This is a genomic window from Pedobacter jaeyakensis, from assembly GCF_054461315.1.
Map to the genome: position 1 here is coordinate 3,304,589 of NZ_CM136921.1, position 13,705 is coordinate 3,318,293.

The 13,705-nt window shown below is 39.8% G+C and carries 13 protein-coding genes; 7 read left to right on the forward strand and 6 right to left on the reverse strand.

Going from position 1 to position 13,705, the window contains the following annotated elements:
- Position 1 precedes the first annotated feature (1 nt).
- Positions 2–1,138, reverse strand: coding sequence for a hypothetical protein (locus tag ACXZ1K_RS14745; RefSeq protein ID WP_458970436.1), 1,137 nt, complete (start codon positions 1,136–1,138; stop codon positions 2–4).
- Positions 1,135–2,469, reverse strand: a complete 1,335-nt coding sequence (locus ACXZ1K_RS14750) for a hypothetical protein (protein WP_458970437.1) — start codon at positions 2,467–2,469, stop codon at positions 1,135–1,137. The genes ACXZ1K_RS14745 and ACXZ1K_RS14750 overlap by 4 nt, the downstream gene beginning before the upstream one ends.
- Before the next feature lie 154 nt (positions 2,470–2,623).
- Between ACXZ1K_RS14750 and ACXZ1K_RS14755 the strand changes: the two genes are divergently transcribed.
- From ACXZ1K_RS14755 to rpiA, 4 genes are all read left to right on the forward strand, one after another.
- The gene (locus ACXZ1K_RS14755) at positions 2,624–3,850 is read left to right on the forward strand and encodes a peroxiredoxin family protein (protein ID WP_458970438.1); all 1,227 of its coding nucleotides are present in this window, start codon (positions 2,624–2,626) and stop codon (positions 3,848–3,850) included.
- 140 nt (positions 3,851–3,990) lie between these two features.
- Positions 3,991–4,449 carry a type II RES/Xre toxin-antitoxin system antitoxin gene (gene parS / locus ACXZ1K_RS14760; protein ID WP_458970439.1) on the forward strand — a complete coding sequence of 153 codons (459 nt, stop codon included), beginning with the start codon at positions 3,991–3,993 and terminating at the stop codon, positions 4,447–4,449.
- Positions 4,449–4,913, forward strand: a complete 465-nt coding sequence (locus ACXZ1K_RS14765; RefSeq protein WP_458970440.1) for an RES family NAD+ phosphorylase — start codon at positions 4,449–4,451, stop codon at positions 4,911–4,913. Before parS ends, ACXZ1K_RS14765 begins: the two co-directional genes overlap by 1 nt.
- Before the next feature lie 86 nt (positions 4,914–4,999).
- Entirely contained in the window at positions 5,000–5,695 is a 696-nt protein-coding gene (gene rpiA / locus ACXZ1K_RS14770) for a ribose 5-phosphate isomerase A (protein ID WP_458970441.1), read from the forward strand.
- A gap of 48 nt (positions 5,696–5,743) precedes the next feature.
- On the opposite strand, the gene ACXZ1K_RS14775 is transcribed toward rpiA, so the two are convergent.
- From ACXZ1K_RS14775 to ACXZ1K_RS14785, 3 genes are read right to left on the reverse strand one after another with little or no spacing between them, the layout of a single operon-like run.
- Positions 5,744–7,246, reverse strand: coding sequence for an OmpA family protein (locus tag ACXZ1K_RS14775; RefSeq protein WP_458970442.1), 1,503 nt, complete (start codon positions 7,244–7,246; stop codon positions 5,744–5,746).
- Positions 7,243–7,680 carry a pepsin/retropepsin-like aspartic protease family protein gene (locus ACXZ1K_RS14780; RefSeq protein WP_458970443.1) on the reverse strand — a complete coding sequence of 146 codons (438 nt, stop codon included), beginning with the start codon at positions 7,678–7,680 and terminating at the stop codon, positions 7,243–7,245. Before ACXZ1K_RS14780 ends, ACXZ1K_RS14775 begins: the two co-directional genes overlap by 4 nt.
- Before the next feature lie 27 nt (positions 7,681–7,707).
- Positions 7,708–9,714 carry an ice-binding family protein gene (locus ACXZ1K_RS14785; protein ID WP_458970444.1) on the reverse strand — a complete coding sequence of 669 codons (2,007 nt, stop codon included), beginning with the start codon at positions 9,712–9,714 and terminating at the stop codon, positions 7,708–7,710.
- A 501-nt stretch (positions 9,715–10,215) separates the two neighbouring features.
- Here ACXZ1K_RS14785 and efp point away from each other — a divergent pair.
- Genes efp through ACXZ1K_RS14800 form a run of 3 tightly spaced genes read left to right on the forward strand, consistent with a single transcriptional unit; the run spans position 10,216 to position 12,177 of the window.
- Positions 10,216–10,776 carry an elongation factor P gene (efp, locus tag ACXZ1K_RS14790; RefSeq protein ID WP_458970445.1) on the forward strand — a complete coding sequence of 187 codons (561 nt, stop codon included), beginning with the start codon at positions 10,216–10,218 and terminating at the stop codon, positions 10,774–10,776.
- Positions 10,777–10,809: 33 nt separating this feature from the next.
- Entirely contained in the window at positions 10,810–11,550 is a 741-nt protein-coding gene (locus tag ACXZ1K_RS14795) for an NUMOD1 domain-containing DNA-binding protein (protein WP_458970446.1), read from the forward strand.
- A 9-nt stretch (positions 11,551–11,559) separates the two neighbouring features.
- On the forward strand, positions 11,560–12,177 hold the full coding sequence (locus ACXZ1K_RS14800; protein WP_458970447.1) for an HAD hydrolase-like protein: 618 nt from the start codon (positions 11,560–11,562) through the stop codon (positions 12,175–12,177).
- A 12-nt stretch (positions 12,178–12,189) separates the two neighbouring features.
- On the opposite strand, the gene ACXZ1K_RS14805 is transcribed toward ACXZ1K_RS14800, so the two are convergent.
- Positions 12,190–13,683, reverse strand: a complete 1,494-nt coding sequence (locus ACXZ1K_RS14805) for a glycoside hydrolase family 43 protein (protein ID WP_458970448.1) — start codon at positions 13,681–13,683, stop codon at positions 12,190–12,192.
- Positions 13,684–13,705 lie beyond the last annotated feature (22 nt).

Below are 13,705 nucleotides of genomic sequence, written 5' to 3' on the forward strand. Positions count from 1 at the left end.
ATTAATTTTTAAAACTGTTTATAGCAGTGCCATCTAGGTCAAACAAGTCAAGATCCTGACCAATAAATCCATAATAACCATTCTTATAGCGATATAATTTTCTCACTTCATCACCATGCTTCAATGGCGTCGTCCAAATCACTTCTCCGGTTTTCCTATCTAACCGCTGCAGCTTGTAAGGAGCCGAATTACTAGCATTGACACGCATGCTTATAATCAAGGTAGCCTGGTCCTCGTAAACGACTCTTGGCTCATAGTATTTTCTTCCCGGAGTTAAATCCTTGTAACTAACGATTCGTCTTACTTCTTTTAAGTCAGGAATAACCAGACATACCCGGTAACCTTCACCCATGACGTAACTTTTTGTCCAGATAAAAAAGCTTTGGAACGTTTTAGGACCACCACCATTATCCATATATTTTATTTTCAGCAATTGAAGTTTGTAATTGGAGTACTCATTTTTACTTTGAGTGAAATGGTGATAAGTCAATTCCTTAGCCCCTGGTAAAAGAGAAGAAAAACCTGTCGATGCGCGTTCATATGCATCAGCAGTATAGGTTTTATTAATCAGGGGAAAATAGTAGATGACCTCATCTTCGTTGGTTACTAACCTAAGCCCATCGCCATCCTCAGTAAATTGAACTGAAGAAAGCCCATCCTGAGCTTTAGCGATACCTGAAAAGAGCTGTTTATTTACCAGTTGTAACTCCAAGCCTTCTGCATCAAATTCGTAAATTTCTGGAGAAATAATTAAATAAGTACGATTATTTGAAAAAGTGCGCAGGTCACTTCTTTGAATAAGACTTTTAGTTGGATCGAGTTTTATTTCTTTAAGCAACTTCTTTTCAAACGGATCATAAATAACTAAAAAATTGGTCGCCGTGCTGGGTCCATTTTTTTCGTTATAATAGATTCTGGATTCCATATTTATAATTATCGGCTTTTGGGTAACAGGCTGTATCACATAATGAGTACTGAGATGATTACTAGAATATTCCTCTTTTTTATCTTTAACCGATATGGTATCAGCGACAGCAGTTACGGTTTGATCGCTTCTATGTAGGTGTTTATAAATAACAACTAAGAACAGCGTCAAGCCCATGATAACAATCAAAAGACTTACTATAACACGTGTCATTGTGGGCGAATATTACCTTTAAAATCCATCATTACTAAACTATCGGAACGGGTAAGTGATACATAACCAGATTTATATGGAATGAGTTCCCTCAAAATTTCATTACCTAGCGATTTCGTCCAAACAGGTTCACCTGTTTGCGTATTTACTTGTTGTATTCTATAACCGCTTTTTGGGTTTGCATCCGCCTTGAACTGAATGATCAGATTTGGTCCATTTCCATAAAGTATTTCAGGCGAAAAGTAATACCGTCCGGGGGTTATGTCTTTCCATTCCAGCACTCTACTCCTTTGCTTTAAATACCGACCAATCAAAACTTTTGTATATGGATCACGCTCTGTAAAAATGCCCGACCCGCCATAATCCTTCCCCCAGGAAACATTGTCCAGCAAGTCTTTTGGGCCAGCCCCATTGTCTTTGTATAGCACTTTCAGCAGCTGTTGCTTCTCCTGAGGGTAATCATTGCTTTTCCCGGTAAATATATAAATCGTCTTTTCTTTGGCTCCAGGAAGTAAGGTATTAAATCCGGATTGTGCTTCATAGAATTCATCTTCCGTATATAATTTCTTAACCAGTGGGTATAAATAAAATTTCTTACCATCATTGGTCATGATAATGATGCCATCACCGTAGTCTTCATATACAAAGGCTGCGGTTGCCACACCTACCTGCAGTTCTTTATAACCGGCAAAAAAAGTTTTACTTACAGCGGTTACCTTGCCCTTAGTAAGCTCAGCAAGATAAATTTCGTTATCAATAATTAGATAAGTGTTTCCATCTGAAAACTGCTTCGTATTCAGTTGAAACCCAGAATAATCAGTCTCTATAAGACTTTGCTCTGCAAATCTCTTGTTGGAAACCACATCATAAAAGCCCAAATAATACCCTTCTTTACTCTTGTCTTTTTCTGCATCATACCTTCTGTTTTCCACCTTCAGTGCTATAGGTTTATCCAGTGTGGGCTGTGCCACTAAGTAAGTTCTGGTCACGATGAAATCAAATGCTTGTTCAGGCTTCTTCGTTTCCGTCACATTGTATCTACTGGTTACAGCGTCTTTTCTAAACACAACATTCCACAAAATGAACACAAATACCATCACGAAAACAACTGCGAACAGTACGACAATAACCTTAAGTTTCTGCGGTGTAATTGGCGCCACGACGGCGTCACTTTTGTAATTGTAATTATGATTGTAATTGACAGTAACATCATCATTGTCAAGATAGTACTCCGTTTGACAGTTACTGCAGCGGTATATATCTGGCTTAATTTCTGTTTTTGCTGTACTTCCGCATTGCGGACATTTGATTGCTTTAATTTCTTTCGCCATGAGCGTTGATTAGGGAGATTATCACTTAAATGCAATTATTATACCATTAAGACTGAACAAATATCTTTAGGGAACATTAATGCATACTAGTTTAGTAGATTTAATTTAACTTTGCAGTGCAAAGAGATTGAGTTAAAAAACTAATCCTTCTAATATGAAAAGCAACTACATTTTTAATCGTTTAAACTTCTCAATAATCCTTTTATCACTCCTCCTCCCAGCTCAATTATATGCCCAAACGTTTGCACCCGAGGGAGTCTGGCGTGGCATATTCCATAATACATCGGGTGTTGACATCCCATTTAATTTTGAACTGAAGGGTAAAACTGCCGCCAGTTCTACCTTATTCCTACTTAATGGAGAAGAAAAATTCGAAGTAGGCAAATTGGTACAAAAAGCTGATTCACTATTTATTCCATTTGATCAGTTTGATAACGAATTGGCATTGAAAATAGGTGATAGACGATTATCAGGTTTCTTAAGAAAAAAAGACGGAAGCGGGAAACCCACTCCAGTTGAGGCATTTTTTGGACAAAGCTATCGCTTTGTTGATAATGGCATCAGCCCAGCCGCAGATATATCTGGAAAATATGACGTGGTTGTCAAAGCAAAAACTGGAACTGAAGATCGGCAAATTGGTCTTTTCAAACAAAAAGGGAGCAAACTTTACGCAACATTTATGAGCACGACTGGCGACTCCCGTTATCTTGAGGGTGTGGTGCAAGGGAATAATTTTTATTTGTCGTCATTTATAGGAAGTGGTATTGCTTACTATACGGGTAGCTTTGATAAAACCGGGGCGCTCAGGGGTACGGCGGGCAGTCAATCTTTTACAGCATTAAAAAATGATGCAGCTGCACTGCCGGATCCATATAAGCTTACGTATTTAAAAGAAGGATACCACACATTCGATTTTTCTTTACCTAATCTTGAAGGCAAGAAGGTATCACTAAATGATCCCAAATACAAAAATAAAGTCGTAATTGTAACCATCACCGGTACCTGGTGCCCAAATTGCATGGACGAAACGAAATTCCTGGCACCCTGGTACCAAAAGAACAAAACCAGAGGTGTCGAAGCAATTGCTGTACATTTTGAGCGCAAGCTGGATCCCACCTATCTTAAAAATGCAATTGGCAATTACAAGAAACGTTACGGAGTAGCATATGATGAAGTGATCGGCGGGGATGTCGCTAAAAATTCTGTAGCTGAAACATTTCCAGCTCTAAATACTTTTGTGTCTTTCCCAACTATCTTATTTATCGATAAAAACGGGAACGTGGCAAAAATATATACAGGTTTCACCGGTCCCGCTACCGGGGCTTACTACACTAAATTTGTGAAAGAATTTAATGAAGAAGTTGATATACTATTGAAATAACGCCTGGCATATAACTAGCATTTACTAAGATGGTACAAAGGCGATATTGAATCGGTATGAGGACAGCGTCTAATGTATGGTATGTTTATCTTTTTTGCTAATACGACAAATGATCCTTATATTTGGTAAAAATGTCGGACATGACTGTTTTAAATAAAAAATTAAGCCCAATTGCCAGCCTGGTCTATCTCCTCGGAGGTACTGATTTGGTTCAGGAAAAAATACGTTCTGCCTTTGACCTGATAACCCTTAGCAATAAAGGAATAAAAAAAGCTTCTCTGGAAGCGCTGATCGGTCACATGGGTATGACAAAAAAAAGCTTTGCAGAAGATATTTTGCATTTGTCAGTAAAAACTTTGGAACGCAAAAAAGACGATGATCTGCTAGACAAATACACCTCCAGTCATGTCATTGAAGTAGCAAAAGTTGTTGAACATGCTTACGAAGTTTTTGAAACGGAAGAACGTGTACAAAAATGGCTGAACACATCTAACAGGGCATTAAATCAAATGAAACCCTTGCAACTTTTTAATATGCCTACCGGTCTCGCATTAGTAAATCAAGTACTTGGAAGAATTGAGGAAGGGATTTATTCCTAGTGTTTGTTTACCGTATTGCAAAAAGCAAGAAACGAACATCAGATTTATCTGGAAACGGTGCTTTTAAAGAGGGAGGTCGCTGGAACAACCCTGGGACTTATATGCTATATACCAGCGAAAACAGCTCACTTGCCTACCTTGAAAACTTAGTTCATTTTGAGGCCGAAAATACCCCACCGCATCTTTACATCATGACGATTGAGATTGCAGACAATAATAAGTTGATATATCAATTGCCTAAGTCTGCATATCCACCAGATTGGCAGGAAATAGGGAATTTGGAGAATAAAAATATTGGAGATGCACTAATGAACAAATCACAATATTTGGGAATAAAAGTAAAATCTGCAGTAAATACCGCAGAACACAACATCCTGCTTAATCCACTGTTTCCAGGTTATCATGATTTGGTAAAAGTAGTATCCGTTGAACGACTCCATATTGATGCTCGGCTGGTAAAATAATTTCCAATCTGCATTTGCATGTCATTGTTTTTCTGCATTTTTGGATTAACCAATTTAGCTGGAGATCTCCGGCTTACGGAAAAATAATGGTCTGGAACAGTAATATCATAGCACAACTAGAGTGGTCTGGAGAAATCAGTAACCGCGAACAAAAGCAATTGGTAGCAGATAAAATAGCAACAAAAGCAAAACATGGGCAGGTGATAAGTGCCGGCTCGGGGTCTACATCTTATCTAGCCTTACTGGCCATTGCAGCCAGGATAAAAAAAGAGCACCTTGATGTGAAATTTATTCCGACGTCTATAGAAATAGCTATGACTTGCACCTCACTCGGTTTGCAGCTCACCACGCTAATGGAAAATAAACCAGATTGGCTGTTCGACGGGGCAGATGAGGTAAGTCCGGAAAATTATCTTATTAAAGGTAGAGGGGGTGCGATGTTCAAGGAAAAGCTTTTGATGAATTCTTGTGATGAGAATTACATCATCGTTGATCCTACTAAAGTGGTGAAAAAACTCGGTTCAAAGTTCCCTGTACCAATCGAAGTTTTCCCACAGTCTATTACCTACGTGGAAAAGCAATTGCAGAAACTTGGTGTAAAAAACTTAAGTCTCAGGCCGGCAAAGGGAAAAGATGGACCCGTCATTTCAGAAAATGGGAATCTGATCTTTGATGCCTGGTTTGAAAATATCGGACCCGATCTGGAGATTCAAATTAAGTCTATTACCGGGGTAATCGAAAGCGGCCTGTTTCAACGGCAGCAATTCGAAATTCTGATGTAAAAAAAGTCCCCGTATTGCTACGGAGACTTAAATTTATACATTTAGTAATTATTGATTTGAAATATCTATAATCACTGTACGATTATAAAAGCGTTCTTCTGGCAGTCCATTGTTAAATGGAGCATGATCAAGAGACTCACCAAACCCAATTGTTTGGATTTTAACATTTGTTTTACCGGCCTTTGCCAATGCAGATTCTATAATCTGCTGCGCTTCCTTAGCACGTTCAACAGACAGTTTCGCATTGTATGGCTCAGCTCCAATCACATCGGTATGTCCATGAATTAACACTGTTGATCCCTCTGCTATGAGTGGTACTACAACATCTGTCAGAAATTTTTCATATGTGGCAACCGTAGTTGCTTTGTTAAAGTTAAACAAAATACTATAGCGACTACCGGTTTCAACTATCTCTGGTTGTGCCTGCAAATGCAATGTGCTTTCCTTCTTTATCATTCCACCCGCTTTAGTAGTACCTGTCATCACAACCTTATAATCGGCGAATTGGTTATTACCAAGCACACTTGCTCCAGTTACGCTTTCCTGATTGGCATGAAACGGCCCTAAATGCTTTACAGCTCCATTCTGATCTGATAAATCTATAGTATATGAAGTCAAAAGCTGTGTCGCTTCAGGCACATTAAATAAGATACGGCTGTCCATAGGGTCTGATTGCACCGTGTTGATTTGAACCGGATTCATCATACCACCTCCAACTTCCAGCATCAAAGCTTTGGAACCACTCTGTATATCAACCCTTCTATCTCCCTCTCTTAAAAGTTCCAACTCTTTCTTTCCCCCTGGCTGTTCAGACGGGTTAATTGGTTTAGAACGTCCATTGGTTGCAATTCGAGCCCCATCAATCCCATACATTCCGGTAATGTAATTTTTTATCGCATTGGCGAAAGTTTTACCTTCTTCCGGGTTATTCCTTGATGCACCGCTCAGCACTATTTTTATGTCGGCATCCTTTCTCATCCTGTCGCCTACAATATTAAGGATATTGTAATATACATTCATCTGCCTTACAGAACGGCCTGTCATATCTGACGTTGCCAAATTTTGTAACTGCGTTTCACTAAAATCTCTCGCCTGTTCTTTAGACAACATCATATAACGTGAGGGTATCAACGCACTGCCCTGATCAAAAAAGACATAATTTAGCAATGGAAGTGTCTCACTCACGTGGTGACTCACCAATTTAGCTTTGGGTGCTCTTACTGTGAAGGTCACATCAACAACAGGAATTGGTGGTATTGCGGGTGCTTCAACAACAATAGCTTTTTTTCCTTTTCCCAGTTTCAGCGCTATTCCTACCCTAAGGGTAGAGACTGACCAGCTTTCAATTGACCTTACATCTTGTCCAAAATAGGGATGATAGGATGCAAATGGAGAAATCACAAATTTAGTTGTACTTGAGGGACCAGATACCGGGATATCATATCCCATACCAACCTGACCTGAAATAAGTGTCTTTCGCAGCTGAGAAAGATCACCCTCCTTGTCAGTTTGTTTTAATTGGGTATACGAAAAATCCTTCTGTAAATTCATCGCAATACGAGGACCAGCAAACAAGTAGAATCCTCCGCCACGGAACTAAACCTAAGCGCAGGTTCAATGGTTAGATAACTCAATTTGGTAGACAAAGTTGCCGGGCAATTACATGGCGCAATTACGTCATTAAATTTACCACCCTTACCATCATAACCGAGATTTAGTGTACCACCCCAAATGTTACCCGGCCTGTATTCTATCAAAAAAGAACCGTAGGGACGCACACCTTTTCCTTTGTGAAACGCTGTTGGAACAATTAGACCATCATTAAGTCTTTGGGTTGTACCAGTGTAACGACTAATATTTGCTGCTCCTGATATACCAAACCACCAGGTTGGCTGGCTGGTTTGGGCTATTAAGGTTACATGAGCCCCAAGTATGAGCAAACTGAAGATAATCAGGACTTTTATATTTTTAAATATTGCTAACATTTCTTAAATTTTAAATAAGCTAAATAATTAATTAGGGACAACCACAGTGGTGGCATTCATAGTAACAGCTGTTTGGGCAAGTAATCTGCCGTTAACCTTACTTCCAGCCTTTAATGAGATCAATGTCTTGCTTAAGATGATCCCGCTAAAATCCGTATTTGTGCCTAAAGTTGCTTGACCGGTCACTACGAAGAAGACATTCTTAGCCTGGGCGCCGCCCTGTAGGTGAATAATTGCATCATCGTTAATGGTCAAATCCTGGGCAATTTGGAAAACCCATGTATCATTTGGCCCTCCTGTTAAGGTTACACCAGCGTTAGTAATCAATACACCAGTAGCCCATTTATACAAACCTGCCGGCAATACTCTTCCACTGATGTCACCATTGTATAAGCCAACTATTGGCGCTGGGGTTATCAGGTTATTTGCCGTAGTAAAGGCAGTTTCCATATCGCTTACGGCTGTTGACATTTTAGTTGGCGTTGGCGCTGCATAGTCAGCGGCATAAACCTTACCCACAACAATTGGGGTATGTGAAGACTGGAGATTGGCATCCATGATCAGTCCAAAACCTGTCATTGCAGTTGCTGCAGCAGGACTCACCCCAATATCGCCTGTTATAGAAGTAACGCCAATTGTAGTTATACTAGCTTTACTCAATATCGCAAAAGTGCCGGCAGTACCAAGGTTAATTGGGCCGGGGCCAATACCAACAGAACTGATCAAGATAAAATTAGCGGTTATGACTTTGTTTGAATTCATAACAACCGTCAGTGGACTGGTGGAACCTGAGGCATCGCCTGTCCAGCCGGTAAACACATAACCTGCACTTGGAACAGCAGTCAGTGTGACAGAAGTACCATGATTGTAAGTAGCCTGATCGGGCGTCCTTAATACAGACCCATTTACAGCTAACGTAGCTAATGTGTAGGTATTCAATATAAAATTAGCCACAAACGTCCTGTTAGCGCTTAGTACGAATGTGTAAGCAGGACTTGTTGACACAACTAGGCCAGTCACTTTATCCGTCCAGTTCACAAAAGTATAGCCTGTGCTTCTTGCGGACGTGATGGTTACTGAAGTACCTGATGCATATGCCCCTTCTCCATCGGTAGTACCGCCTGCAGCAGGACTGGATGAAAGAATTACCGAAAACTGAGTGGCTGGAACAGCTCTAAAATTGGCAACCAACGTTCTGTTACTGGCAACAACGATTTGAAAACTTGAACTGGTAGAAGCAACTGTCCCATTTTCAGTCCAATTAACAAACGTAAAACCTGGGTTGGCAACTGCTGTAATAGCTATTGTTGTACCAGTTACATATGAACCAGAACCAGTGGTAATACCACCTGCTACTGGTGCAGAAGATAAATTAACAGCAAAACTACCGACAGGAATAGCGGTAAAATTGGCGACTAATGCCCTGTTACCTGCCATAATAAATAAGTAATTTGGACTTGTAGACACCACCTTACCACTTTCAGTCCAGGAAGTGAATGTAAAGCCCGCATTAGGAACAGCCGATACTGCAACGGATGAACCTTGTGCTGATGTCCCGGCACCGGTGGTAGTACCGCCTGCAATTGGAAGGCTTGTTATGGTTACTTGCGGTATGGCGGTAAAAGACCAGCTATAGTCCGCAACCATGGCAGATTGGAATCTGTCTTTCGCGCCTGTGGTTATTGTACCTGAATAGACTGCAAAAGGAGTTAAAGCGACAGCCGGCTTAAATGTAAATACTTTGGGATCCACTGTTGTTGCCCATTTACCGGAGATAACAGTAGTCCCCTGTTTAAGGGAAAATGTTTGGGCATTAATACTGTTGGAATCCATCTCAGTATTAAAGGTTACGGAGATGACCTTGTCAAGGGCCACATCCACAGCTTTGTCCATTGGGTCAGTTGAAACCACAACAGGACAAACACCTGTCAATTCACCCTCATAGTCATCCTTCTTACACGCACCGAGCAATACAGACAACAGTACGGTAAAACAAAGTAATGAGGCCAGCAGCCTGGTAATTTCTTTTTTCATTTTAAATGGTTTATTTTATGTGTGAGAAGAGTGTCTTCCCCTTTTCCAGAGATATTCCGGCTTTAAGTAATTCAAGGTAGTCAAAGCAAATGCCGATAATTTTCATCTCATTTATCATAATTTGAAAATTACTATCAATAACGTAACAATAATTAATTACTTTATAGGGTTGAGCCTATACAATAATTAATTATCGTGATTATTAATTATTTGACACCAGCTAGCTTCAATTGAGTGCTTGTCAATAATCACAATGAATAACCAACTAAAATTTAACTGATCTTTATAAAGGACGAATTATTATTTTCATTCAAAATAAGGATTATGCTTTTTAGATATTTATCTTCTTAGGTTGTTTACGAACGTAACGACTCAGTTAATTACTGGTTATGGAATGAATAGGCACCAAATCAGAATAATTCAAATATTCTCCAATGAGCTTTATCGACTTTTAGCAGAAAGATGATACCTTTAGGCTCAAATTTTTAGAATTTTATTTTTATGGCAAAAGCATCCGAAATCAAAGTAGGCAATATATTACGATTCAATAATGAACTGGTAAATGTTACCGAGATATTACACCGCACTCCTGGTAAAGGTGGCGCGTTTTACCTTGGTAAATTCCGCAATATCAAAACTGGAAAAATTGTTGAGGCAAGGCTGGGAACCGACGAGCAGGTAGAAATTTGCCGCGTAGAGACCAATGACTACCAGTATCTATATGAAGAAGGTGATTATTTTGTGGTGATGGATAATGTATCGTTTGAGCAATTTAATGTTCCTAAGGCTTTATTTGGCCCTTCTGCAAAGTTCCTTAAAGAAGGTATGGATGTCATTGTTTCTGTTGAAAGTGATGAACCAATTATGGCTCAGGCACCTAACTTTGTAGAACTGGAAATCACCTATGCAGAGCCAGCGGTAAAAGGTGATACTTCATCAGGTGCGCTGAAAACCGTAAGCACAGAGAATGGCATTGAACTAAAAGTTCCGCTTTTCGTAAACCAGGGTGATAAAATAAAAGTCGATACCCGGACTGGTGAGTACGTTGAGCGAGTAAAATAAAAATGGTAGTTTTATTGTGCAACAGTAAATCCATTGGAAAAGAAATACACTCTTAAAATAAGCCGCTACAGTTTGAGCGGCGCATTATTGGAAACTTATCCGAATGCACGCGTGGCCGCTGAGGCGTTAAATACCAGTCAGCAGTACCTTACTGCCGCCGCAAACCCGGATAAAAACCCACACACAGCTAAAGGTTACATTTGGCGAAGAGGAAACCAACCACAGCTTGATATGGTGCCATTTGAAAAAACAAAATGGCACCTGCGCTGTCCCCTTGCTAAAGACAGGAAAACTGTTGGACAGTACGATCTTGATGGAAACCTGGTTGCTTCATATTTAAATACTAAGGAAGCAGGTAAGGCCGTGGGTGTACATTACCAGGGTATTCGAAAAGTAACAAACGGCCGCGGATTAACCTATGGCGGGTTCATCTGGAGCAAAACGGTAAAAAAAAAGATATCCGTAGATCCTCGTATTAAACTTATAAAGTCGGGCATTTCCCAATACGATTTAAATGGGAGATGGATACAGTCCTATAAGACTGGTTTGCAGGCTCAAAAAGTAACAGGAATTGGACATGACAGTATATCTCTTGCCATCAAAGGAGAAACTACCATTACTGCCGGCGGATTTCTGTGGCGAAAAGGACAGAACCTAAGAATAAACATCAGCGAACTTAGGAGCAATCCATTATTCCCAAGATCTCGTCTTGCAACCCATATTAAGACTAAAAGAAAGAACAACTTGTCTAAAAAGTCTGGAGAAGAAATATAAATTTCAGTTATGCAAGAAAAAAAAATCACCACACTATTTACCGATATCGGCGGCGTATTGTTAACCAACGGCTGGGATCGTACTGCAAGAGCCGAAGCAGCACAACTATTTGGCCTTGACTTGAGAGAAGTGGAAGAACGGCATCACTTGACATTTGATACTTACGAAGTAGGTAAGATCACTCTGGATGAATATCTGGACAGACTTGTGTTTTACGAAGAGCGCCATTTCTCAAAGGATGATTTTAAAAATTTTATGGTTAGTAAATCTCTGGCTTACCCGGAAATGATTAAACTAATATCCGACCTAAAACATAAATACAAATTGAAAGTTGCAGTAATCAGCAATGAGGGCAGAGAACTGAATGAATACAGAATCAATACATTTAAGTTAAATGAATTTATTGATTTCTTTATCTCGTCCAGCTTTGTACACTTTAGAAAACCCGATGCAGATATCTTTAAAGTAGCGATCGATATCTCACAGAGTGATATTTCCACCAGCGTTTATATAGACGACCGGATGCTCTTTGTACAAATTGCCGAAAGCCTAGGCCTTACAGGTATCGTTCATACGAGCTACGAAGATACCAAGGCACGGCTAGTAGCATTAGGGCTAGTACAATAAACTAAAACTTATTTATCTAAGGCTGAAACTGGTAAACGTAGCAGACTGCTGGGATGTGCCTAACACGGTTACACCCACTCGTAGTGCCCTATCCCATGGGGGCAGGAAACTTCCGTCGACAGGCTCCGAATTGATTAGGCTAAATGCATTGTTTCCAACCGCATAGTAGAAACTAAATAAACTGTTTCTCTCTGTCCTCAATTTTAGTTTCAATGGAAAATGTCCAGAAGTACTTTTATCTGGCAAAGCAATACTTTTTAGGATGGTAGTCTCGCCATTTTTCACCTGCTTTAAATTGATTTTCCCATCCTTTACCGCAGCGAAAATAATACTTTTATCATCTCCTATGATCGCGATACCGGCTTCCGCACTAGTTTTAGAAATCACAGTTTCCGCAGTATAATTTGCATTGTACACCGGCTGACCGATATAAGCTCCGGAAGGATCAGGTAACGCAGATATCTGGAGTGAATTTCCTGTAAGTTGCTTCTTAAAATTTTTAAATATGCTCCACTGCCAATCAAGTTTAAGATATTTGCCGGAGAAATCATCTGATTTTGTAATTCTTTTCGCAACGTTTTTGCTATCATTCTGTTTGAAATTGATCCAGCCGTCTTTTGTAAATTCAAACTCTATAAGCAATCCTTGTCTTCCTGCATACACACTTTCTTCAGTACTGTATCCATGGTACAGAAAATAATTTTTACCATCCTTTTTAACAGCAGTACCGTGTCCTGGACAAGTCCAATTGCCTGTACTGGCCAGCACAGGATTGTTATTATATTTTTCCCAGGGTCCAAGAAGGTTCTTACTTCTGGCTATTCCTGTTCCATAATTACATTTAATTCCACAGCAACCGGCAGCAGCATATATCGCATAATAATACTCGCCATTTTTTATCATGGATACACCTTCAACCAATCCGTTCTCCCAAGGTTGATCACCTCTAAAAAGCTCCTTTTTTTCTCCGATTAAGGCAGTCCTGTCTTCCTTCATTTCCATCGCCCAAATTGGCGTTGGTTTTTGAACACTGTTTCCATCTTCCTTCCAGATCATGTAAAGTTTACCGTCTTTATCTCGCATTGGAAATGCATCTATGGAACCCGCCGACTGGCACATCAAAGGGCCAAGATCTGTATACGTACCATCTGGTTTATCTGCAACCGCAGCACCTATACATAGGTTACCATCTTTTTTATGTGCAGTGTAGTAGATATAGACCTTACCATTGTCGTACGTAATCTCAGGTGCCCACATATAAAAGTCTGCCCATTGCGGCAATGTCTTAAACACAACACTCTTTTTAGTCCAATTCTTCAAATCTTTAGAATGATAAATAGGAAAAGCAGGCATCCAATTCGACGTAGTTGCAGCTGCCCAGTAATCCTCACCAATTTTAACAACAGATGGATCTGGATGATCGCCTGGTAGTACTAATTCCTGAGCATAAGAAATTCTGCACATTAGCATTAAAAAGAAAACGATGGCTAGCCTTGAATATTTCATTTATCGATATTTAAATTGGGTT